Origin of the sequence: Peptoclostridium sp. AF21-18 (assembly GCF_003478825.1) — a bacterium.
Lineage (GTDB): Bacteria > Bacillota > Clostridia > Peptostreptococcales > Peptostreptococcaceae > Peptacetobacter.
Genome location: NZ_QUGE01000025.1, coordinates 1 through 22,463, shown reverse-complemented (window position 1 = coordinate 22,463; position 22,463 = coordinate 1). Strand labels below are relative to the sequence as shown.

23 protein-coding genes are annotated in these 22,463 nt (G+C 30.6%); 4 read left to right on the top strand and 19 right to left on the bottom strand.

Annotated elements, in window-relative coordinates:
* Window positions 1–124: 124 nt before the first annotated feature.
* The 8 genes from DWX74_RS09200 to DWX74_RS09170 form a co-directional block, all read right to left on the bottom strand.
* On the bottom strand, window positions 125–886 hold the full coding sequence (locus tag DWX74_RS09200) for a pentapeptide repeat-containing protein (RefSeq protein ID WP_118549687.1): 762 nt from the start codon (window positions 884–886) through the stop codon (window positions 125–127).
* Window positions 887–1,059: 173 nt separating this feature from the next.
* Window positions 1,060–1,527, bottom strand: a complete 468-nt coding sequence (locus DWX74_RS11310; protein ID WP_286164300.1) for a PTS sugar transporter subunit IIA — start codon at window positions 1,525–1,527, stop codon at window positions 1,060–1,062.
* On the bottom strand, window positions 1,527–3,143 hold the full coding sequence (locus DWX74_RS09195) for a PTS transporter subunit EIIC (RefSeq protein WP_286164299.1): 1,617 nt from the start codon (window positions 3,141–3,143) through the stop codon (window positions 1,527–1,529). The genes DWX74_RS11310 and DWX74_RS09195 overlap by 1 nt, the downstream gene beginning before the upstream one ends.
* A gap of 14 nt (window positions 3,144–3,157) precedes the next feature.
* The gene (locus DWX74_RS09190; protein WP_118549686.1) at window positions 3,158–4,189 is read right to left on the bottom strand and encodes an aldose epimerase family protein; all 1,032 of its coding nucleotides are present in this window, start codon (window positions 4,187–4,189) and stop codon (window positions 3,158–3,160) included.
* On the bottom strand, window positions 4,179–5,570 hold the full coding sequence (locus DWX74_RS09185; protein ID WP_118549685.1) for a 6-phospho-beta-glucosidase: 1,392 nt from the start codon (window positions 5,568–5,570) through the stop codon (window positions 4,179–4,181). Before DWX74_RS09185 ends, DWX74_RS09190 begins: the two co-directional genes overlap by 11 nt.
* Before the next feature lie 144 nt (window positions 5,571–5,714).
* Complete coding sequence (locus tag DWX74_RS09180) at window positions 5,715–6,572, bottom strand: MurR/RpiR family transcriptional regulator (RefSeq protein WP_118549684.1); 858 nt, start codon at window positions 6,570–6,572, stop codon at window positions 5,715–5,717.
* 237 nt (window positions 6,573–6,809) lie between these two features.
* Window positions 6,810–8,294 carry a bifunctional metallophosphatase/5'-nucleotidase gene (locus DWX74_RS09175; RefSeq protein WP_286164298.1) on the bottom strand — a complete coding sequence of 495 codons (1,485 nt, stop codon included), beginning with the start codon at window positions 8,292–8,294 and terminating at the stop codon, window positions 6,810–6,812.
* Window positions 8,295–8,425: 131 nt separating this feature from the next.
* Window positions 8,426–9,355, bottom strand: coding sequence for a CobW family GTP-binding protein (locus DWX74_RS09170; RefSeq protein ID WP_118549682.1), 930 nt, complete (start codon window positions 9,353–9,355; stop codon window positions 8,426–8,428).
* A 231-nt stretch (window positions 9,356–9,586) separates the two neighbouring features.
* On the opposite strand from DWX74_RS09170, the gene DWX74_RS09165 reads away from it, so the two are divergent.
* Together DWX74_RS09165 and DWX74_RS09160 are read left to right on the top strand one after the other, a co-directional pair.
* Window positions 9,587–10,036: a LytTR family DNA-binding domain-containing protein gene (locus DWX74_RS09165; RefSeq protein ID WP_158573263.1), complete on the top strand. Its 450-nt coding sequence runs from the start codon at window positions 9,587–9,589 to the stop codon at window positions 10,034–10,036.
* 1 nt (window position 10,037) lies between these two features.
* Entirely contained in the window at window positions 10,038–10,703 is a 666-nt protein-coding gene (locus DWX74_RS09160; RefSeq protein WP_118549680.1) for a DUF4318 domain-containing protein, read from the top strand.
* Window positions 10,704–10,803: 100 nt separating this feature from the next.
* On the opposite strand, the gene fucO is transcribed toward DWX74_RS09160, so the two are convergent.
* The 4 genes from fucO to DWX74_RS09140 form a co-directional block, all read right to left on the bottom strand.
* Window positions 10,804–11,952 (bottom strand): lactaldehyde reductase, encoded by a 1,149-nt coding sequence (fucO, locus tag DWX74_RS09155; RefSeq protein ID WP_118549679.1) that lies wholly within the window; start codon window positions 11,950–11,952, stop codon window positions 10,804–10,806.
* Window positions 11,953–12,079: 127 nt separating this feature from the next.
* On the bottom strand, window positions 12,080–12,628 hold the full coding sequence (locus DWX74_RS09150) for a TetR/AcrR family transcriptional regulator (RefSeq protein ID WP_286164297.1): 549 nt from the start codon (window positions 12,626–12,628) through the stop codon (window positions 12,080–12,082).
* A 77-nt stretch (window positions 12,629–12,705) separates the two neighbouring features.
* Window positions 12,706–13,290, bottom strand: coding sequence for a helix-turn-helix domain-containing protein (locus tag DWX74_RS09145; RefSeq protein ID WP_118549678.1), 585 nt, complete (start codon window positions 13,288–13,290; stop codon window positions 12,706–12,708).
* A 122-nt stretch (window positions 13,291–13,412) separates the two neighbouring features.
* Window positions 13,413–14,138, bottom strand: a complete 726-nt coding sequence (locus DWX74_RS09140) for an ATP-binding protein (RefSeq protein WP_118549677.1) — start codon at window positions 14,136–14,138, stop codon at window positions 13,413–13,415.
* 150 nt (window positions 14,139–14,288) lie between these two features.
* Between DWX74_RS09140 and DWX74_RS09135 the strand changes: the two genes are divergently transcribed.
* Window positions 14,289–14,975, top strand: a complete 687-nt coding sequence (locus DWX74_RS09135; protein WP_118549676.1) for a Crp/Fnr family transcriptional regulator — start codon at window positions 14,289–14,291, stop codon at window positions 14,973–14,975.
* A gap of 21 nt (window positions 14,976–14,996) precedes the next feature.
* Here the strand turns inward: DWX74_RS09135 and hcp are convergent, their stop codons facing one another.
* The 7 genes from hcp to DWX74_RS09105 form a co-directional block, all read right to left on the bottom strand.
* Window positions 14,997–16,631: a hydroxylamine reductase gene (gene hcp, locus DWX74_RS09130; protein ID WP_330415679.1), complete on the bottom strand. Its 1,635-nt coding sequence runs from the start codon at window positions 16,629–16,631 to the stop codon at window positions 14,997–14,999.
* Window positions 16,632–16,724: 93 nt separating this feature from the next.
* Window positions 16,725–17,336 carry a histidine phosphatase family protein gene (locus DWX74_RS09125; protein ID WP_118549674.1) on the bottom strand — a complete coding sequence of 204 codons (612 nt, stop codon included), beginning with the start codon at window positions 17,334–17,336 and terminating at the stop codon, window positions 16,725–16,727.
* Window positions 17,337–17,563: 227 nt separating this feature from the next.
* Window positions 17,564–18,355, bottom strand: a complete 792-nt coding sequence (gene cobS, locus DWX74_RS09120) for an adenosylcobinamide-GDP ribazoletransferase (protein ID WP_118549673.1) — start codon at window positions 18,353–18,355, stop codon at window positions 17,564–17,566.
* Window positions 18,356–18,408: 53 nt separating this feature from the next.
* Window positions 18,409–18,966, bottom strand: coding sequence for a bifunctional adenosylcobinamide kinase/adenosylcobinamide-phosphate guanylyltransferase (gene cobU, locus DWX74_RS09115; protein ID WP_118549672.1), 558 nt, complete (start codon window positions 18,964–18,966; stop codon window positions 18,409–18,411).
* On the bottom strand, window positions 18,967–20,013 hold the full coding sequence (gene cobT, locus DWX74_RS09110) for a nicotinate-nucleotide--dimethylbenzimidazole phosphoribosyltransferase (RefSeq protein WP_118549671.1): 1,047 nt from the start codon (window positions 20,011–20,013) through the stop codon (window positions 18,967–18,969).
* A 124-nt stretch (window positions 20,014–20,137) separates the two neighbouring features.
* A complete protein-coding gene (locus tag DWX74_RS11305; RefSeq protein WP_259371697.1) occupies window positions 20,138–20,263 on the bottom strand; it encodes a hypothetical protein in 126 nt (41 codons plus the stop codon).
* Window positions 20,264–20,438: 175 nt separating this feature from the next.
* Window positions 20,439–21,602 (bottom strand): S41 family peptidase, encoded by a 1,164-nt coding sequence (locus DWX74_RS09105; protein ID WP_286164295.1) that lies wholly within the window; start codon window positions 21,600–21,602, stop codon window positions 20,439–20,441.
* Between the two features lie 175 nt (window positions 21,603–21,777).
* Between DWX74_RS09105 and DWX74_RS09100 the strand changes: the two genes are divergently transcribed.
* The gene (locus tag DWX74_RS09100; protein ID WP_118549669.1) at window positions 21,778–22,413 is read left to right on the top strand and encodes a 5-formyltetrahydrofolate cyclo-ligase; all 636 of its coding nucleotides are present in this window, start codon (window positions 21,778–21,780) and stop codon (window positions 22,411–22,413) included.
* The last annotated feature ends 50 nt before the right edge of the window (window positions 22,414–22,463 follow it).

Below are 22,463 nucleotides of genomic sequence, written 5' to 3'. Positions count from 1 at the left end.
TACCTACCTTTCGAAGTCAATCAAAGTATATATTAACATATAAAATAGGTATTCTACAATATTTTTAATAACAAATCTATTTTTATATCCTATCTTATTCTTTAATTTTAAAAAAATCTATTTTTTATTTTTCTTTAGTCCAATCTGTAGCCGTCTCACTCTGCTCTCCACTTATGCTCATTAGATATCCCAAAGCTTCTTCTTTAGTCATAAAGAAGTGTATTCCACCTGTAGAATCTCTCCATCTATCTGGGTTAAATCCTTTAGCATAAGCCATTTCTCCAACCTTATATACAAAATCTCCATCTACATAGGAGACAGCCTCATCAAATTTAACAGTTTCTGTTGGATCTGTTACAGCAAGCACCTTAGCCTTATCACATCTACAAGTGTTTAATGTAGAGCTAGTTCTTCTAGCATCTGCTGGAATTAGAAGTCTAACAAGTCTAGTATTGAAACAAGTCTTCCATGCTAAAAACGCTCCTGTTTCTGGGCATACCATTTTGTAGTGTTTTGTGTTTTCATCAGTCTTTATACCGTCCATTTTTGATTCTTCTAAATTAGCTCCAAAAATATCTGCTCCACTCAAATCTACATTAGTTAAATCAGTATATCTCAAATTAGTAGCGTGTAACGTACAATTTTTAAAACTCGCATTAGATAAATCTGCATGTTCAAGAAAAACATTGCTTAGATTTGAATCTTCAAAATCTACATTAGCAAGTTTTACATTTTCAAAATCTGACCAATCTAAATCTACATTTTTTAAATCTAATCCGGTAAGATCCATATCCTTAAATATACAGTTCTTTAAATCTAGTATTTCATTTTCTTTTCTATTTTTTAATAACTCTAATAAACTATCTTTATCTATAATTTTTTTCATAGAAATCACTTTCCTTTAGCAGAGTGCATAACCTTATTGTGTTCATACTTTTTATTTAATTATACACCCACAAAAAAATACTGTCACATAATATCTTTTAAAAAGATATTTTGTGGCAGTATCTTTGACTAAAAACCTATACTTATCAACTTTCAAACATATAATAAAATATATTATTTATATTGAACTTTTAACAAAGGTTTATCAATTTTAAATTCTTTTTCAATCCCAATAATATTATCATTATTAATAACCAACATCATTGTAATAGTATTATAACCTTTATCTTCAATTAGTTTTTTATCAAAACATACTATTGGCTGACCTTTTTTTACTCTATCATTTACATTGACTTTCTTTGTAAATCCCTCACCATTTAATTCTACTGTTTCTAGACCAATATGAATTAATATTTCAATATCATCATCTACTTTAATTCCAATTGCATGAAGACTATCTTGTATCATAGTAATTTCTCCATCAATAGGTGAAATAATTTCTCCATTACTTGGATTAATTGCTATACCATCACCTAAAATCTTCTCAGCGAATACAGGATCTGGAACATTTTCGATAGGTAACACTTCTCCTTGTACACATGTATATATTTCTAACTCTTTACTTTTCTTCTTAAAAAACATTACTGACTCACTTTCTCCACATATTCCTCAAAATCACTTTTAATAACAGTTACCTGTGGACCATAAATAATTTGAATTCCTTTTCCCTTTTTGATTACACCTTTTGCTCCTGATGTTTTCAATAATTCTTCATCTACTAAGGTTTCATCTACAACAGTTAATCTAAGTCTTGTTGCGCAAGCGTCAATATCAACTAAATTCTTTACTCCTCCAACACCTTTTAGAATAAGTTCAGATTTTGAATCATTCTTATTTTGTTTATTTTTAAAATCTTCTTTTGTATAAAGCTTAATATCTGTAGCATTTTCTTCACGTCCTGGAGTCATAATATTAAATTTCTTAATTAAGAATGTGAAAATCAAATAATATCCTACTGCATAAATTGCAAATAAAACCATCATCATTGGCCAATTCGTTTTTGTTGGTCCTTGAAGCAAACCATAAAGTGTAAAGTCAATTAATCCGCATGAGAACGTTGTCCCTATACAAATATCTAATAAATGACATAGCAAGAATGATAAGCCTGCCAGACCACAGTGTAAAATAAATAACACCGGAGCGATAAATAAGAATGTAAATTCAATTGGCTCTGTTATACCAGTTAAGAATGAAGTTAGACCTGCTGAAAATAATAAACCTGCTACTACCTTCTTATTTTCTGGTCTAGCGCATTTATACATTGCATAGGCCGCTGCTGGTAAACCTGCCATCATAAAAGGATATTTACCTGTCATAAAGCGACATGCATCTACGCTAAATCGAACTGTATTTGGTGATGCTAACTCAGCAAAGAAAATGTTCTGTGCTCCTGCAATTACAGCACCATCAATTGTTGCTGTTCCCCCAAGTGCTGTTTGCCAAAATGGAATATAAAAAACATGATGAAGTCCAAATGGAATTAGTGCACGTTCAAGGAATCCAAATATAAATGTTCCACCATATCCAGATTCTGTTACTAAATTACCTAATGCAAATATTCCACTTTGAATAAATGGCCATACAAAGAAACAAAGAATTCCTACAAAAATATAAACAATTGTACTAATAATTGGTACGAATCTTACTCCAGAGAAGAATGATAATGCCATTGGTAGTTCTTGTTTATAAAATTTATTATGTAACGTTGCTACACCCAATCCTACTATAATCCCTCCAAAAACTCCTAATTCTAGAGAGGTAATTCCTAATATATTAGATAACTGCCCTTGTAATACAAAATCTGCATAACTTCCATCTGGTAAAATATATCCACTAAGTTTTAACATAGCATTAATTGAAGTATGCATTACAATAAAGGCTATTCCCGCTGATAAAACTGCAACCGCCTTTTCTTTTCTTGCCATACCTAATGCTACAGCTAGTGCAAAAATCAATGGTAAGTTTCCAAAAATCGCTGTACCTACTTGAGACATAATTGTTAGTAATCCATTTAGTATAGTTCCTGTACCTAATAAACCTGTTAAATTATATGTCTCAATAGTTGTCTGATTGGTAAATGAAGATCCTAGACCTAATAAAAGACCTGCTATTGGTAAAACCGACACAGGTAAAAAGAAAGATTTTCCTACTTGCTGAATCGTTGCAAAAAACTTTCCAGACTGTTTTTCCTTACTCATATATTATTCTCCTCCTAATAAAACTGATACATTGTCGTTGAAACAAAGTTCTTATTTGAATCAAAAATTGGCTTTTCAAAATTTTCTATATTAATTGCATTTGGGAAAAAATCTGGCTCCATACAAAATGCACTGTATCTCTTGTATACAACTCCTTTTTTTCCTATTGTATTCTTCAATGAATTAGAAGTATAAAACTGCAATCCTGGCATATCAGAATAAATATCCATATGAATTCCACTTTTTTGATTTCTTGTTTGTGCAATTAATCTAAAACCTGTATGAGGGTAATTAAGCACATAATTATGATCGTAGCCATTTTCAATTTGTAATTGATGATAATTTGAATTAATTCTATCACCAATGAATGTATAATCTGATAAATCCATTGGGGTATTCATAACTTTACGAATTTCTCCAGTTGGGATAATGTCCTCATCAATTGGTGTGAATGATTTCGCATAAATACAAAATTCTGTATCAAATATATCTCCACCCAAATTAAAATATGTATGGTTAGTAACATTTAGAATCGTCTTTTTATCTGTTGTAGCAAAATATGATAATATCAAGCCGTTTGTTTCTGTTAATGTATATGTCATTTTTATAAGAACTTCTCCTGGAAATCCTTGCTCCATTTCACAGCTCAAATAGGATAAACATACAGAATTATCACCCGTAATTTCATAGTCCCATATTACTTTATGAAATCCATGTTCCTTATCACTATGAATATTATGATTACCTCTATTTTTATCTAATGTATATACTTTTCCATCTAATTCAAATCTTGCATTCGATATACGATTCACATTACGTCCTACTGTTGCTCCAAACATCGGGTGATTATCAAGATATTCTTCTAACGTGTCATACCCCAAAACAACATCTTTGAAATTATCATATTTATCTTTAACAAACAAAGATATAAGAATAGCTCCAAAATTTGTTATAACAGCTTTCGTACCTTGTTTATTTATAATTTCAAACTTATATACTTTTTCACCTGATGGATGAACACCAAATATTTCTTGTTTAACACTCATTAACAATAATCTCCTTCACAACAGGATCCTTAATTTTTATATTTTCTTTTTCTAATCTCTCAATCACAGACTTAAATTGTGGTAAATACTTCTTATGAGCAATTAATAACTCATCCAAAACACGTTTAGCATTTTCTCCTGAAGGAATTAGCTCATTTAATGTAAATGCTTCAAGTGCTAATCCGTAATTACCTGTAATAGCTGCTTCTATCGTACACTCTTCCATTGCCTTCATACATTGTAACCATCCTCTTTGAGCACTTGGTAATTTTCCCCAAGCAACTGGCATTGCCCCCTTAGCACCAATATAGCAACTCACCTCTACGATTGAATCTTCTGGCAATTCAGGAATAGCTCCTCTATTTTTTGTGCTAACTACCATATGTGCCTGTTTGTTATTATAAATTGCATTGATACATTCACATGCTGCATCACTATAATAAGCTCCACCACGTTTTGCAAGTTCTTCCGGTTTATGATTTAAGTTAGGATTTTTATACAATTCGAATAACTTATTTTCTGTTTCCTTTACTTGTTGACCACGAGTTCCTATTGTTTCATACTCCATCAAACTATGTTCTAACATTTCTTGTTGACGATAATAATATCTATGATATCCACAAGGAATCATGTTCATTTCTCTAATTTGTTCACTAAAGAAAGGTACATTATTAATATTAGCAGGAAGTCCTACATCTTCTCCGTCTAGCATTGCATCTATAACTTTATCTGTTAATTCATTTCCGTTTTTATCAAATACTTTATGCCAGTGGAAATGATTAAGTCCTACAAATTGATAAATCAATTCATTTGAATCAATATTTAAAGCTATTGGTTCTTTTATCATAGCAATTGTTGGAACATTACACAAACCAATGCAACGCTCCCACTTTCCATATTTAATAACTGCTTCTGTTACCATTCCACTAGGATTTGTAAAATTGATTAACCATGCATTAGGACACAATTCTTTCATATCTTCTACAATATCCAGAATTACTGGTATCGTTCTAAATGCCTTAAAAATTCCTCCAGCTCCATTTGTTTCTTGACCTAACATACCATAAGATAAAGGAATTCTTTCATCTTTAATTCTTGCTTCCAGTAATCCAACTCTAAATTGTGTAGTAACAAAATCTGCATCCTTTAATGCTTCCCTACGATCAAAAGTTACATATACCTTTACATCATATCCGGCTGCATCCCACATACGTTGTGATATACTAGCGTCTATATTCACTTTTTCTTTACCTTGTTCAATATCAACAAGCCAAATTTCTTTGATTGGAAGTTCGTTATAACGTTTAATAAAACCTTCCATTAATTCAGGTGTATAACTACTTCCTCCACCAATTGTGACAATTTTTAATCCATTTTTCATACTAACTCTCCTTTTTATTTGATGGCTTTATTTTACTTTTTCAATAAAAGTTATTCAATATACATCGAAATCTAAGATAATTTTTTCCAAACAAAATAAAAAAGCTTCAAAAAAACTGAAACTTTTTGAAGCTTTTTACATTATTTATTCAGTTGGTCTATCATCCATATAATCTATTGAATCATAAATATACTTTATATTCTTCTTTCTTCTTTCATTATAAATACAAGCATACAAAACATCCATAATATACTGCATAGCTATATGGCTATAAAACTGAGACATTCTATCTCGATTATTTTCACTATCACTAATTGGTAAATAATATGTTATATATTTAGAATAATAGTTACTCCCCGCTTTCCCAATCTGTATAACTTTTACACCTTTTTCATACAATTTTTTTACAATCGGTAATATAAATGTAGCCTTTCCTGAATAAGATAAAATAATAGCTACATGATTTTGATTTGATGCTAAAACTGTTAACCTTTGATTATAAAAACTATTTGGACAATTTACATTTCGGCCAATAGTCAACATTTTATCTTTAAAATTTTCTGCAATATTTGAATTATGTGCATGAGTATAAATATCAACCATATCTGCTGTATCTATTAATTGTGCCACTTCTTTAACTTGATTTAAATCAACACATTCAAATGTATCTTTAACAGCTTTTTCATACACTTCTAATAACTTAAATGCTATTTCCCTTGGATTATCATTTTCCTGAAATGGATAATTTACATTGATATACGAATTATTCTCTAATAAATCTGCACTCTCTTTTGCTATACTTACTTTTAAATCATTAAAACCATTAAATCCAATCTTTTTAACAAAACGATGAATAGCTGATTTTGAAATAAATAATATATCTGCTAAATCCTGAATTTTTAACTTCATAATAGTGTCTTTATTATTAACAATATATGATGCTATTTCTGTTTCTAATGGCGTTAATGAATCGCAAAGTTCTATCTTTTTTTCTAATTTCATATTACGTCCCTCTATCCCTTTCAAATAGTTTTAAGTTCTTATTACTATTATACTCATTTATCAGGTATATATTCAATTTTGTTCTACTGTTACACTACTTTTACACATAAAAATTGATCCTATCTGAGTTTAAAGTGAGCTTACTTCACTTGTTCACCCAGGTAGAATCAATTCATAATTCATCAACACATTTTGATATAACTAATATTGTTTATCTATATTACTATCTACTATTATTTATTCTTTAATTTTTATCCTTCCTTCAACCACAGAATCTAAATGTGTATGACTAGCCAAATACTCTTCCACAACCTGGAATCCAGAAGTAGACGTACACCTAAACTCACTATCAAAATCTTTCTTTTTAATTCCAAGATTTTTTTCAAGATTTTCAAGATGATATCTCTGAATAGCTATCGTATACTTCTTATCATCCTTTATCTTTTCTCCATCTAGTTCTGCTTTTATCAACTTATTCTCAGACTTTGACCAAACAAACTCACTTCCGTACGAAACTTGATAAAATTCACTTACAGTATCAACATCGAGTGCTTTTCTTATCATACTAGATACAAATTTTTTAATAACCTTTCCACTTGCCTTTGCCACAAATATTTCGTCGTCATAAGGGTAAAATTCTGTTAAATCTCCAAGTGTAACAACAGGCCCTAATCTCTGTTTTCTCAAACTTCCACTTCCTAAAAACATAATATCCACCCCTGCAATCTCTTTGTGAATATCTGCCATTAAATTTCCAGCCTCTGTTTCTCTTCTCCTTTCAGGATGTGTCAACAGTCTATTCAATCTAGTTATTATTTTTCCATATTTTTTATCAACCTCGTATTTATATGTCATTATTAAATCTTCTAGTTCCTCATCTCTCGGGCAGTACTCGTCCTTTATAGGAATTGTATTCCATTTATATGAAGCTATTTTATTTTTTTTCGTATCTATAATTAAATCAAATCTGCCAATCTGAGAAGTTCCTATACCAGCCTGAACTATCGGAATCCCATTTACCACTTCTGGCTCGTCTAAAAATGTATGTGTATGACCACCGATAATCATATTTATCCCCCATTCAGGTTTTAATTTAGATGCTAATACTCTATCCGCTTCAAATCCAATATGAGTTAAAAGTACAGTTAAATCGACATCATCTGGCTTATATGCATTACAAACCTTACCTACTTCTTCAACAGCATCATTTATATCTATAAATGGTCCTATCATACTTTCTAACTTTGTTCTTGCAAGAACCATCTCTGTAATCAAACCGATAAACATTATCTTCATTCCGTTTATCTTTATTATCTTATATGGTCTAAATAATCTATTTCCATTTGTCGCAATATACATATTTGCGTTTATAATTGGGAATGTCGCACATTTTTCAATAAATAAAAGATGTGCTATTCCGTAATCGACCTCATGGTTACCTATAGTAGCCACATCTGGTCCAAGTAAATTCATTATTTCTATTGTTGAAATTCCTTTATATTCGCTATCTATAACAGAACCTCTAAACATATCACCTGATATTGCGTATATAACATTCTGTTCTTCATTTCTTACCTTGTTTATATATCCAGAAAGCATCGAAACACCTCCGACAAGATCTTTATTTATCTTTTCAGCTAAAAAATCCCCATGCAAATCATTTGAATGTAGTAGTGTTAAATTCTTATATCTTTCCTTTGTTTTATTCTTCTTTTTTCCCATTTTTATCTCTCCTATTTTTATCCGTCTTTTCATATTAACAAAACTACAATAAGAGAATATTAAATCCATATTATAAATAAATTAAAAATGGCTACTGCATAAATACACGCAATAGCCATTTTTTCCTATTTTTAATTTTTTAATTTCATTTCTAATCCAACTCTCTCTTCCCAACTAGAGAATATCTTCTTGATTATAGCTGGTCCTTTTTTAGAAATAAACACAAGCTGAGAGTTTCCTTTATCACTGCAAGGTTTATAATCTATCTTCTTCCCTACAACATCTACCTGATTCCAACCTTCTCCTTTAAGATTGAAAAATCCCTTCATTCTATAAACATCATCTGCCATATCTTCAAGGAATGCTGTTAATTTTTCCTGCTCTACTTCACCTTCAAAATTTAAGAATAATGTCTTTGGTTTAGTTTCTACAGAATTTGTTGATTCCTCAGACTCTGCCCATTTGTACTGAACTAAGTCCTCATCTAAGAATGAATAGTCCATTACACCATTTACACTTTTTTCTACTCTACAGATAGGATTTATCTCTTTTATCTTATTAAGTACTTTTTCAAATCCTTCATCTCCTGTAACATCGCTCTTTGTTATTATAGCCATATTGCAGTGTTTTATCTGTCTTTCAACTGCCTCATCTTCTTCTAGCTGATTTTCAAAGTTTATTGCATCTGCTAAACAAATAGCTCCCTTAAACTCGTACTTATCTCCGGCTATAACTGTCACAGCCTTTAATATCTCATCTAAATTAGATGGATCTCCTATCCCAGAACTCTCAACAAAAAGATACTCAAAATCTTTTTCTGTCATATCTGCAAGTGCCTGTACAAAGTTTAATTTTAAACAAGAACAGAATATAGAGCCTCTATTTAGTTCCACCATCTGTATATCGTCATTTCTTAAAATTTCACCGTCTATACTTATCTTTCCAATTTCATTCTGTATAACGCCAATTTTTTTATTATCTAATCTCTTCAGCATTTCAAGAAGAAGAGTTGTTTTTCCTGAACCTAAAAATCCTGTAAGTAAATATAACTTAGTTTTCATAATCTCACCTCATACATTGATAATTATCGATATTTAAATTATACATTTTATATCGATATTCGTCAATATATAAAATTTCTTCCTCTTACATATACATTTAATACCTCTAAGCGTATTTCTATAGACGTTAAAAACTCTTTCGTTTATCATTAACTTAAAGATAAATAATCTTTATTGACTCAAAGATACATCTTTAATCTGATAATAGCTATTAACATCGAGGTGAATAAATTGAAAGTTACATTAAATCATATTGAAGAAGAAAAACAAGAAAATGCAATATTAAATTTACATAAATCTAATCAACACTCAGACGAAATTATCTCATACTTAGAAAAAGAAAATTTTAGAACAGAAAATATAGCCTGTACTGTAGACGGTAAACTTCACTATGTTCCTTTCTTTGAGATAATCTTTATCGAAAGTTCGTCAAATATACAGATTTTGCACACTCAAAATAATTCTTACAAATGCAGTAAAAGACTTTACGAACTTGAAAAAATACTTCCAACATATTTTTTAAGAATATCTAAGTCTAGTATTTTAAACTTGAGATGTGTTTCAGTATATAAACCTGCTGCAAGTGGGCTTATGAAAGCTGAACTAATAAACGGACAAGAAGTGTATATCTCTAGAAATTATGTAAAGAAATTAAAAGAAGTTTTGACTGGAGGGAAATAATATGACAAGTAGTATAAATTTAATAAAACAAAATTACAAAGAATACTTTAAAAATTCGATAATACAAGGATCATTTTTAGGATTTGCTATATTCTCAGTTTATATGGTGTCCGTTTTTTTAACACACAATGAAAACACTCTAGCTTCACAAAATCTAGCACCTATAATGTTGGCATCTTCTATATTAATAGGATTTTTTACTATATTATTTAGAGAATTAAATCAAGATTTAAGATCCACTTACCATGTATTAAATGGTATAACTGGAGTTTATTGGATTATGATGATATGTGTAGTGATATCTGCTGTATCAATTTTAATCCCATTTATATTTAAGATGTTTATAAATTCTGCTGTTTTAACAATCTTAGTTATGTGGTTTTTAGAGTTTTTATACCTAAAAAATATATCAAATAGCTTAAACTCATCAATTTCTGCTAAGAAAAACAAAACTCTATACATAGAAATGGATAAGAGAATTGAAACAATGGAAGAATTTTTCGAGGAATTAAATAAATACTGCTCTCAGTTTGAAAATTTTGAGTACATATCTATGGATTTACCAGCTTTAATAAGAATAGACGGTGTTCTATACGAAGCCGATATAGTAGAATACTACAGTGTTGTTGGAACTCCGATAACAGCAATATCAATAAAAACTGTATAATAAAAAAGTAAAGGGATAAGATTAATAGCTATTTTCTCGCTACTACTCTTATCCCTTATATTTTTATATAAAATTTAGCTCTATATTATAATCAAATTAATTATATTAATGATTTGTATAGTTCTTTTATCTCTTCTACTGATGTTTGTCTTGGATTTCCTGGACAGCAAGCATCTGCAAATGCACTTTCACTTAAGAAATCTAAGTCTTCTTCTTTAACTATATCTTTTAAATCTGCTGGTATTCCAACTCTTTCACTTAAACCTTTAACTGCATCAACAGCTGCTTTACGGTATTCTTCAGGGGTCATGTTTTCAGTACCTTCAACCCCCATAGCTTTTGCTATATCACGATATTTTTCTCCTGTGTATTCTGCATTGTATTCCATTACTGTTGGAAGTATTATCGCATTAGCTACACCATGAGGAGTATCGTATAAAGCACCTAGAGGGTGAGCCATTGAATGAACTATTCCTAATCCAACATTAGAAAATCCCATACCAGCTATATACTGACCTAATGCCATACCTTCACGACCAGCTTCTTCATTATTGCAAGCTGCTTCTAGTGAATTTGCTATTATTTCTATAGCTTTTATGTGGAACATATCACTCATTTCCCAAGCACCTGGAGTTATATATCCTTCTATTGCATGAGTTAAAGCATCCATACCAGTTGCTGCTGTAAGTCCTTTTGGCATACTAGACATCATATCAGGATCTACAAATGCTACTACTGGTATATCTTTAGGGTCTACACAAACCATTTTACGGTCTTTGTTTTCATCAGTTATTACATAGTTTATTGTTACTTCTGCTGCTGTACCTGCAGTAGTTGGAACTGCGAATATTGGAACAGCTTTGTTAGTAGTTCCTGCAACACCTTCTAATGATACAACATCTTCAAAATCAGGGTTTGCTATTATTATACCTACAGCTTTAGCAGTATCTATACTACTTCCTCCACCTATAGCTATTATGTAGTCAGCTCCACTATTTTTATACGCTTCAACACCAGCTTTAACATTAGCTATTGTAGGGTTTGCTTTTATATCTGAATAAACTTCATATGCTAAGTTAGCTTCATCTAATAAATCTATAACCTTTGTAGACACATTGAATTTTAATAAATCAGGGTCAGTACATACAAAAGCTTTTTTAAATCCTCTTGCTTTTGTTTCTGTTACGATTTCTTTTATTGCTCCTTTTCCATGATAAGAAGTTTCATTTAATACTATACGATTTGCCATTTTTCATATCTCCTTTTTATTGATAATTTACTTATATCTTGTAAATCTTTATTTACACATTTATCTTTGTCTATATTATAACAATATAAAACATCTAAAAGGAAGTTACAAAAATAACAATCTGTCACTAAATTAAATTTAATTCCTCAAATAGCAGTGATAATTTATATGGCATAGCAGCTATTAAATTATCTACAACTGTGCTAACTTCGGACTTACAGCCACCTAGCACCCATTCTGCTGTCATATACACAGATCCCTGGCAGTACATCTTTAATAAAAAGTCCATTTCGTCGCTTATTTTTTCGCCATTTTTAGATTCAATCATATTCTTATAAAAAGCATAAATTAACTCAAAATCATGTTCACGCATATTATTTTGATTATCCATCTTAAAAGCCTTGTTAAATAATACACGTTCCTCTTTTATATAATCTAACTTTCTATTTAATGCATCGTTCAAACTTACACCTTTTCCCATGTGCTTAAATGAATTTTCTAGTATTACATCTATTGACCAATTTATTAAGTCTTCTTTATCCCTAAAGTGACGATAAAATGTCTGCCTAGATACCCCTGTTTCATTACATATATCACTTACACTTATATCACTTATTTTTTTCTTTGTTAAACATCTCTTTAAACCGTCGGAAAGATCTTCTTTCACATATTTCACTAGATTCCACCTCTGCCTTTTATCTTTAATTTTATAATAGTATAATTCTATTCCTATTATAAACAATTACGGCAAGATTATAAATACTGATAATAGAATCCATGTTGTGTACAGTACCACATTAATTTTCCATGGCCTCTTCTCTGAATTCTAGTCTGAAGATTCCACTCTGGATATTGTTTGATTATCTCTATCTTATCTCCTTTTGCAAATGCGATAAATGATATATAGTGTTCCTTTGTCATTGGATGTTCACTAGAAATATACCAATCATTTTCAATCTGTTCTACATTTAATTTTTCCGTTTCATCAGCTTTTTTAGGCTCTAAAGCTTCTAATTTTTTACCACAACAAGAAATTTCTGCATTTCCTGTGCATATAGTTACATTCCCACAAATTGGGCAAACATAGTATTTTGAATTTTTCATATTACCTCCTATAAAGTCGTTTATTTCAATATTTCCTTTTAATATATTTTCAATATTAACACCTAATATTTTTGAAAGCTCTGTTAAAAAAGATATATCCGGACATCCAAGTCCTCTCTCCCATTTTGAAATAGTCTTGTCACTTATCATAAGTTTTTCAGCAAGTTCTTTTTGAGTCATACCTTTTTCTTTTCTACAATCTTTGATAACTTTTCCAATTTTTTCTGCATCCATATCTCTTCCTCCTACAAATATATTAATAGGAAAATAAACATAATTCAATAAACGCTCCGTAGAGTTTGAAAAACTCTTATTACTTTCTCTTCTAGCTATACAAATTTATTTATTTTTTTTGACTACTCTACTATAAATCCATCTGTGCTTATAGTTACAACCTGCCAAGGAAGGAATTTTCCACTATTTTTCATCGCTGTAACAGCTGCTCTTTCTATTCCTTTGCAACAAGGAACTTCCATCTTAACTATTTTTACACTTTTTATATCGTTGTTCTTTATTATCTCAGTAAGTTTTTCTGAATAATCCCCCTCATCTAACTTAGGACATCCTATTAATGTAACGTGCCCTTTTATAAAATCTTCGTGGAATTTTGCATAAGCATAAGCTGTACAATCAGCTGCTATAAGCAATTTTGCTCCATTGAAATACGGTGCATTTATTGGTGCTAATTTTATCTGTACTGGCCACTGAGATAAGCAACTAACTGCTTCTCTTAGCATCTCTTTTTTTACACCAAGCTCTATCTTATGTACGTTATTTTCTCTTTTTATTTCTCTACTCTGACTTCCAGGACATCCACAAGGTAATTTTTCTTTCTGTTTTTTCATCTCTTCCATTCTCTTTTTAACCGCTACCTCGTCGTATGCAGCCGCTTCTCTTTCTTCAAAACTTATCGCTCCCGTTGGGCAAACAGGTAGACAATCACCTAAACCATCACAATAATCATCTCTTAGAAGTTTAGCCTTTCCGTCAATCATTCCAATTGCGCCCTCATGGCATGCATCTGCACAAAGTCCACATCCATTACATTTTTCTTCGTTTATATTTATTATTCTTCTTATCATATTTATCCCTCCAAATTTTATATTATTTTAATATTTGTTTTTTAATTTACTTATTTCTTTTTATGGGTATATTATAATAGAATCAATTAAATAGTTATGTTGTTTTTACAACGCTTTATAAATATTTTATACTCTGAAAGGAATTAAATTATGAATACAATAACTAACTCTAATATAAATGCTATAAAAAACTCAATTATCTTCAAAGATATAGACGAAAAAGATATTCTTCCTATGCTTGGATGTCTTTCACCAACAAAGAAATCATATAAAAAAGGATCTTACATACTAAATCAAGGTGAATATATCGACTTTGTCTGTCTAATTATCTCTGGTTCTGTAAGAATAGAAAACATAGATATTTGGGGAAATAGAAAAATAATGTCTGAACTAACTAAAAGCGATATATTTGCTGAAAGTTACGCTTGTGTTACCAACGAACCTCTTATGGTAGACGCTATAGCATCATCAGATTGTGAAATTCTAACTATGAATATGAATAAAGTTATGACTACATGTCCATCATCTTGCAACTTCCATAATAAATTAATAAAAAATATGCTTTCTGTTTTTGCAATGAAAAATATCGCATTCACTAGAAAAATAGAGCATATCACTCAAAAGAATACTAGAGAAAAAGTACTCTCTTATCTAAATTACATGTCCTCAAAGTTTGGATCTAATTCTTTTGAAATTCCATTTAATCGTCAGCAACTTGCAGACTACTTATCTGTAGAAAGAAGTGCACTATCATCAGAATTATCTAAAATGCAAGCAGATGGATTAATATCGTATAAGAAAAATAAATTTACTTTGCATATAAAAAGAGAGCAGTAAAATTCTGCTCCCTTTTTATATCTATTTTATTAATTTTTCTATATCTTCTTCAACTGTTCCTATTCCTGCAATTCCAAAGTTTTCAACCAAGAACTTAGCAGTATTTTCTGATAAGAATGCTGGTAATGTTGGTCCTAAGTGTATATTTTTTACTCCAAGATATAGTAATGAAAGTAATACTATTACAGCCTTTTGTTCATACCAAGCTATATTATAAACTATTGGAAGTTCATTTATATCATCTAAACCAAATACTTCCTGTAGTTTCATAGCTATAACTGCTAAAGAATATGAATCGTTGCACTGACCTGCATCTAGCACTCTAGGTATTCCACCGATATCTCCTAAATTTAATTTATTGTATCTATACTTAGCACATCCAGCAGTTAAAATCACAGTATCTTCAGGTAGAGATTTTGCGAATTCTGTGTAATAGCTTCTTCCTTTCTGTCTTCCGTCACATCCTGCCATAACAACGAACTTTTTAATTGCTCCTGATTTGACAGCATCTACAATCTTATCTGCAAGTGCAATTACCTGATTATGTGCAAAACCACCAACTATTTCCCCAGTTTCTATTTCTTTTGGAGAATTACATCTTTTAGCATGTTCTATGATTTCGCTAAAATCTTTTTCTTCTCCGTATCCACCTTCTATATGTTTACATCCTTCAAAACCTACTGCACCAGTTGTATATACTCTATCCTTATAACTTTCACTCGGCGGTACTAAACAATTTGTTGTAAGAAGTATTGGACCGTTGAATGATTCAAACTCTTCTTTCTGTTTCCACCAGGCATTTCCATAATTTCCAACAAAGTGATCGTACTTTTTAAACTTTGGATAATAATTTGCTGGCAACATTTCTGAATGAGTATAAACATCTACTCCTGTTCCTTCAGTCTGTTTTAAAAGCTGCTCCATATCTTTTAAATCATGTCCAGATACTAATATCGCTGGATTATTTCTAACACCTATATTAACCTTTGTTATCTCAGGATTTCCGTAAGATGTAGTATTGGCATTGTCTAGAAGTGCCATTGAATCTACTCCAAACTTACCTGTTTCCATAGTTAAATCTATTAAATCCTGTAAAGTTAAGTTATCATCTGTTGTAGCTGTAAGTGCCTTCTGTAGAAATGCGTCTATTTCACTATTTTCAAAACCTAAAACACCTGCATGTTTTAAATACGCAGCCATACCTTTTAATCCGTATATTATAAGCTCTCTAAGGCTTCTAATATCTTCGTTTTCCGTATCTAAAACTCCGACATTCTCTGATTTTTCTCTTAGCTCAGCCTCATCTTTTGAATAATAAACTGCATACTCTGAAAGTACACTTCTATCGTCTAATTTAGATATAAGTTCTTCTTTTATATCCATAATAGATTTAACCTTATTTAATATAACTTTGTCGTCAAAGTTTGCATTTGTTATCGTTGTAAATAACGCATCCCTTATAATTCTATTTACCTCTACATCAACTTCCTTATTTTCTTTTCTAAGATTTGTAGTAACCTCAGAAATTCCCTTTGTTGTATATATAAGTAAATCTTGAAGATTTGCAGTAGCTGCCTTCTTTCCACAAACTCCATTTATAGTACATCCTGAACATCCAGCAGTTTCTTGACACTGGAAGCAAAACATTTTATTCATAATCTATTCCTCCTCTGTATTGAATGTACTCTTATCTTACATCAATAAGGAAGTTAGTTATGTTGTTTTTACAACATTTTTGATTTTTATTATTTAATAATTCAATTTTGTAAGTACTGAAAATCCATAATCGTATTCTAAAACAGTAATTTTAGCGTTTTCTATTTTAAAGTTCCAATGATTTTCCAACTTCCCACAAAGCATATAAGAAAGTATATTTCTTATACTTCCACCATGTGCACAAATTATAGCTGTGCTATCGTCTTCCATATCTTCTAAAATATACTCTATAGCTCTTTTATTCTTTTCATATGCTTCAATTGCATTTTCTCCATTTGGATATCTATAATCAAAGCCTTCAGTACAAAGCTTATCGTACTCTTTTGGATACTCATTTTTTATCCATTCAAAAGTTTTTCCTTCAAAATCACCAAAATCTATTTCTCCAAGATCTTTAATTTTTATAATCTCTAAATTCTCTATATCGGCTATATCTTTAACTGTTTCTTCTGTTCTCTTGGAATTTGAAACATATACTTTTGAAAATTTCCAATTACCTTCTTGTTTTAATTTTTCTATTTTATTTTTTAGGTAATCTATTTCTAACTTACCTTTTTCACTTATATCTGTTTCCATGCTTCCACAAAGTAGTCCATTCTCGTTGGCTACAGTAGATGCGTGCCTAATAAAAACCAATCTCTTCATAGCTCACCTTTCATAACAACCCATCATTTTCATTTATTTTATTATAATAATACATTTAGCCAAATTTACAATAGTACTAATTTTCTAGATATAATAATAAAAAAGCAAGTATAATAACTACTAGTTTACAACACTTGGAAACGCCAACCACTTTGTGGTTATAACTAGGCGTCGGAACTGTGACGCAAACAGTAGTTATTATCTTGCTTTTACTTATCAATTTATATTTAGAAAAGAAGTACTGCTGTAAAATACACAACTAGTATAAATACAACTTCTGCTACTTCTATTCCACATCCTAGTACATCGCCAGTTATTCCACCTATCTTCTTATTAGAACTTCTCTTAATTAGAAGCATTGCAATAGCTGCAACAACTATGCCTATACATATACATCCCATAGGTGCATACATACCAGCAACACTCATTCCATTTATTATGTATAAAAATCCCGCTGATAAGATTAAAGTGTATACTAAACCAACTATAATCATTGGCATTGTAGCCTTTCCAATAAATACATTTCCCATTCCGTTTTCTCTAGGGCTTTCAGTCTTTCTAGCAAGTAGAATGACAACTAATCTTGAAACCATTGGCATTATCGCTATCATATAAGACATTCCCCGGTTTAAGAATGTAACGATAACACCTATTTTTATAAGTATCGTAAACATAATTACAAGTAGAGAATTTGTTCCAAGTCTAGAATCTTTCATTATTTCTAACATTCTATCCTTATCTCTATTGCTGAAAAATGCATCTGCTGTATCTCCTAGTCCATCTAAATGTAGTGCTCCTGTTAGGAATACCTCTGTAAATACAGCTATTATAGCTATTACAAGGGCATCACTTGGAAACATTATTCCAACTAGAAGACTTACAAGATAAGTTATTATCCCTATTATAAATCCAACTAGTGGAAAATAATACATACCTTTGTGGAATTCTTCGTCGAATTCTCCACCAGTTTTTACTGGTATTCTGGTCAAGAACCCTAAAGTTCCTAAAAATCTTTTCATATCTATCCCAACCTTTCAAATTTCTTTTGTGAATAAGTCTATCATCTCAACCTTTACTTTATCTTAACAGGGATTCCGCTAATTACTAAATATGCCTCATCACTATTTGATGCTACATATTGGTTAATCTTTCCAGCTGTGTTTGCATATATTCTGCTAAGCTTATTAGCTGGCACTACACCCATTCCAATTTCATTAGTTACAAATACAAAGTATAGGTCTGTATTTCGTATTTCTTCAATTAGCTTTTCAAACTGGTTGAATATATACTCATCCATCTTTTCTAACTCTTCATTTGAAAAATCTTGTGGATTCATATCATATTTGAACATTAAATTATTTACCATAAGCGTTATGCAATCAAGCATAACTGTATCACATTCTTTTGATACATTCTCTATTACCTTAAATACATCCTCGTAAATTTCGTATGTTGTCCAATTAGATGGTCTTCTCTCTTTATGCAGTCTTACCTTTTCTTTCATCTCATCGTCAAATGGAATTGATGTAGCTATATATCCAGTTCTATTATTTTTTTCTAAACATAAAGATTCTGCAAAAGCACTTTTGCCAGATTTTGCTCCACCTGTTACAAAAACTATATTACTCATCTAAATTTTCATCCCTACTTCCTCAAAAGTAGCCATATTGTTATATGCGTATACAGATGCATCTATAACATTGAAAGCTAATGCTGCTCCACTTCCTTCACCTAATCTCATATTCATATTTAATATAGGACTAAGTTTTAAAAGTTCAAGTGCTGCATCACTTCCTGGTTCATCTGATTTATGAGAAGCTATTAGATAATCTCTAGTTCCTGGGTTTATTTTATACGCTATAAGTGCAGCTGCGTAAGATATATACCCATCTATAACTACTGGTATTCTATTTGCAGCACATCCCATTATAACTCCAGTCATAGCCCCTATTTCAAATCCACCTATTTTTTCAAGCACTTCTATACCATCTGTAGGGTTAGGGTTATTAAGCTCTATAGCCTTTCCTATAACCTGTGCTTTATGTTTTATTTTATCAGCAGATAAACCTGATCCACTTCCTGTTATTTCTTCTGGAAGTTTTCCTGTCATTACAGAAATTATAGCTGTACTTGGAGTAGTATTTGCTATTCCCATCTCTCCAATTCCAATTATTCTATAATCTTTAACTATACACTCCTCAGCTATTTCTATACCTATTTCTATAGACTCTACAGCTTCTTCTCTAGTCATGGCTGGTCCTTTTGCCATATTAGATGTTCCTTTTCTAATCTTTCTATCTATTACCCCTTCAAGTGGCTCATCACAATTAATTCCAACATCTACAGCAACCATATCAGCTCCTGCATATCTAGAAAGCGCACCTACTCCGCATAGTCCTTTTGCAAAGTTAGGGAACTGTATCTTTGTAATTTCCTGTGAATTAGGCGCAACACCCTCTTCATATACACCGTGGTCTGCACCAAAAGCTATTATTGCTTTTTTAGGTATATCAAATTTTTCTGTTTCATATATACCTGCCATCTGTACACAAATGTCCTCAACCCTTCCTAGACTTCCTTTTGGATGAATAAGATTATTCCATCTATCCTGGGCTGCATCCATACTCCTCTTATTAAGAGGATAAATATTCCTTGAAATACTGCTCAGTAAATTCATTTTCTCCACCTCTAAAATAATTATTCTATATATTTTTATTAATAATATATCTTTATTGATATATACTTATTATACCCAATAAATCAAAGAACTGCCACGCATTAATATGCCGACAGTTCTTTTTTTATTTAGTAGCTATATACTTTTTTAAAAGCTCTAGTAACTCTTTCCTATCTACCTCAGAGCTATTTTTATTTTGTTTCTTTTTATAATCCTCGAAATACACAATCTTATTCTCAGACTCTTTCATAAGATCACTTCCCATTTCAACTTAGATTAATAATGTGGGATACTTTCTCATTATTTTTTCAGAATAAATCATTCTGCATCACATTTTATCCCTCTATAGTTGATATTCTATATATTTAAGAAATAACCTTCTATTTTCTCAATCATTTTAAAATTTATTTTTTATAATGATTTTTTTATTTTCCATTTTCTATGTAGTCAATAGCTCTCTGAAGCTGTTTTTCTGTATCTTTTTCTTCTATTGTAGGTTTTATGCCTTTTTTATGTATAGTTTTTCCGTCTGGAGTAAAGTACTGCTCAGTAGTTAATTTATATCCTGAACCATCTTTTAAACTTATAACAGACTGTACTATACCTTTTCCAAATGTTTTTGTTCCTACAGATATACCTGCTTTATTTCCTAATATTGCACCGGTTAAAATTTCTGCTGATGATGCAGTATTTTCATTAGTCAATAATACGATTGGTAATCCTAATTTTTTAGCATCAGATTTCTGAGTTTCTTTATTTCCATTTCTATCCTCAGTATATACTATAGTTCCTTCACCTATTAGAGTATCAGCAACTTCACAGCATTTATCAACTAATCCACCACCATTATCTCTTAAATCGATAATTAATGCTTTCATATGCTGCTTTTTAAGTTTATTTAATTCTTTATTGAAGTCTTCTGGAGTTTTTTCTACAAATGTAGATAATTCTATGTATCCTATTTTATTTTCAAGCATTTTTCCACTTACGCTTGGTTCAGAAACTTCTGCTCTTTTTATCTTAAATGTTTTTATCTTTCCATCTCTCTTAACAGATACATTCACATAGGTGTCCTTTTCACCCTTCATTATAGACACAGCTTTGTCTACAGTATCGTAAGTTACATTAAGGTTATCTACTTTATAAAGTATATCTCCTGCTCTTATTCCAGCTTTGTATGCAGGACCTGTTTCCCAAGCTTTAGCTATTGTTACAACTCCATTTTCTGGGTTAGATAGTATAGTTACACCTATACCTACAAAACTTCCTGTAGAAGAATCCATAACACTTTGCATTTCTTCTTCTGTAAAGTATCCAGAATAAAGATCGCCAGTTCCCATAAATAAACCTTTCATAGCTCCATCTATAAGGTCTTGCTCCTTAACATCCTTGTAGTATGTTTTCTTTATCATCTCTTCCATAGCTATAAGTTTATTAAACTTTTGATATTTGTTATAATCACTCTTTGGAATTACAGCTACTAGCCCTAATCCAACTTCCCCAACAAGTGTAGCTGCTACTGTAATAATAACAGTTAAAATTACAGTTATTATAGTCTTTTTATTAAATTTAGACTTCACCCTTAACATCCCTTTCAAATAAATTTTTAAATAATTTCTACGTGTGTATAATACTATTTTTTAACCAACTATACCCTATTATTGACAATATCGATTTTGTTATCTATATTATTTTTTGAATAGATTTTTTATTAAATAGTCAATATACAATAAATTAATTTTACCATATATTATAGAATTTTTTATGAAATATTTTTATTTTAGAAAGGATGTGAATATTATTTCTTCTTTAGATTTAATTAATTCAATCAAATCTTCAAATACAAAGAATTCTTTAAGAAAATCTGTACTTTCTTTTAGGAGCTCTCTTGATAAAAATGACGTACTTTCAATGTCTGCTGATATTTTTAGACAATTTTTATCTATTGAAAAAATACAAACTTCTTCAAAATTTATGCTATATGTAGATTTTAGAAATGAAGTCGCAACAAGAGAGATTATTTCGGCTCTTTTAGATTTAGACAAGGAAGTATATCTTCCTGTTACTTTAAAGGAAGAAAAGAAACTTATCCCTAAAAGGATTTTTTCGTTGGATGATTTAGTTCCTGGAGCTTATGGGATTTTAGAACCAAATGTGGATGCTCCGATAATTGTTCCTTCTCTTTTAGATGTTGTAGTAGTTCCTGGTTCTGTCTTTGACAAGAATGGATATAGGACCGGATATGGTGGAGGATATTATGATAGATTTTTAGAGAGTACAGATGCAATAAGAGTTGGAGTATGTTTTGATTTTCAACTTGTAGATGATGTATTTTCTGAGAATCACGATAAAAGAATGGATTTTATAATAACTGAAAAAAGTATACTTTCTTTTGAATAAAAAAATAGGAGCATAGCTCCTATCCTTCTACTTCGCAATATATTAATATT

What these genes read in the sequence shown, in the direction of transcription:
- DWX74_RS09200 (WP_118549687.1), bottom strand. Translation starts at nt 886, where the DNA reads ATGAAAAAAATTATAGATAAAGATAGTTTATTAGAGTTATTAAAAAAT.
- DWX74_RS11310 (WP_286164300.1), bottom strand. Translation starts at nt 1,527, where the DNA reads ATGTTTTTTAAGAAGAAAAGTAAAGAGTTAGAAATATATACATGTGTA.
- DWX74_RS09195 (WP_286164299.1), bottom strand. Translation starts at nt 3,143, where the DNA reads ATGAGTAAGGAAAAACAGTCTGGAAAGTTTTTTGCAACGATTCAGCAA.
- DWX74_RS09190 (WP_118549686.1), bottom strand. Translation starts at nt 4,189, where the DNA reads ATGAGTGTTAAACAAGAAATATTTGGTGTTCATCCATCAGGTGAAAAA.
- DWX74_RS09185 (WP_118549685.1), bottom strand. Translation starts at nt 5,570, where the DNA reads ATGAAAAATGGATTAAAAATTGTCACAATTGGTGGAGGAAGTAGTTAT.
- DWX74_RS09180 (WP_118549684.1), bottom strand. Translation starts at nt 6,572, where the DNA reads ATGAAATTAGAAAAAAAGATAGAACTTTGCGATTCATTAACGCCATTA.
- DWX74_RS09175 (WP_286164298.1), bottom strand. Translation starts at nt 8,294, where the DNA reads ATGGGAAAAAAGAAGAATAAAACAAAGGAAAGATATAAGAATTTAACA.
- DWX74_RS09170 (WP_118549682.1), bottom strand. Translation starts at nt 9,355, where the DNA reads ATGAAAACTAAGTTATATTTACTTACAGGATTTTTAGGTTCAGGAAAA.
- DWX74_RS09160 (WP_118549680.1), top strand. Translation starts at nt 10,038, where the DNA reads ATGACAAGTAGTATAAATTTAATAAAACAAAATTACAAAGAATACTTT.
- fucO (WP_118549679.1), bottom strand. Translation starts at nt 11,952, where the DNA reads ATGGCAAATCGTATAGTATTAAATGAAACTTCTTATCATGGAAAAGGA.
- DWX74_RS09145 (WP_118549678.1), bottom strand. Translation starts at nt 13,290, where the DNA reads ATGGATGCAGAAAAAATTGGAAAAGTTATCAAAGATTGTAGAAAAGAA.
- DWX74_RS09140 (WP_118549677.1), bottom strand. Translation starts at nt 14,138, where the DNA reads ATGATAAGAAGAATAATAAATATAAACGAAGAAAAATGTAATGGATGT.
- DWX74_RS09135 (WP_118549676.1), top strand. Translation starts at nt 14,289, where the DNA reads ATGAATACAATAACTAACTCTAATATAAATGCTATAAAAAACTCAATT.
- hcp (WP_330415679.1), bottom strand. Translation starts at nt 16,631, where the DNA reads ATGAATAAAATGTTTTGCTTCCAGTGTCAAGAAACTGCTGGATGTTCA.
- DWX74_RS09125 (WP_118549674.1), bottom strand. Translation starts at nt 17,336, where the DNA reads ATGAAGAGATTGGTTTTTATTAGGCACGCATCTACTGTAGCCAACGAG.
- cobS (WP_118549673.1), bottom strand. Translation starts at nt 18,355, where the DNA reads ATGAAAAGATTTTTAGGAACTTTAGGGTTCTTGACCAGAATACCAGTA.
- cobU (WP_118549672.1), bottom strand. Translation starts at nt 18,966, where the DNA reads ATGAGTAATATAGTTTTTGTAACAGGTGGAGCAAAATCTGGCAAAAGT.
- cobT (WP_118549671.1), bottom strand. Translation starts at nt 20,013, where the DNA reads ATGAATTTACTGAGCAGTATTTCAAGGAATATTTATCCTCTTAATAAG.
- DWX74_RS11305 (WP_259371697.1), bottom strand. Translation starts at nt 20,263, where the DNA reads ATGAAAGAGTCTGAGAATAAGATTGTGTATTTCGAGGATTATAAAAAG.
- DWX74_RS09105 (WP_286164295.1), bottom strand. Translation starts at nt 21,602, where the DNA reads ATGTTAAGGGTGAAGTCTAAATTTAATAAAAAGACTATAATAACTGTA.
- DWX74_RS09100 (WP_118549669.1), top strand. Translation starts at nt 21,778, where the DNA reads ATGAAATATTTTTATTTTAGAAAGGATGTGAATATTATTTCTTCTTTA.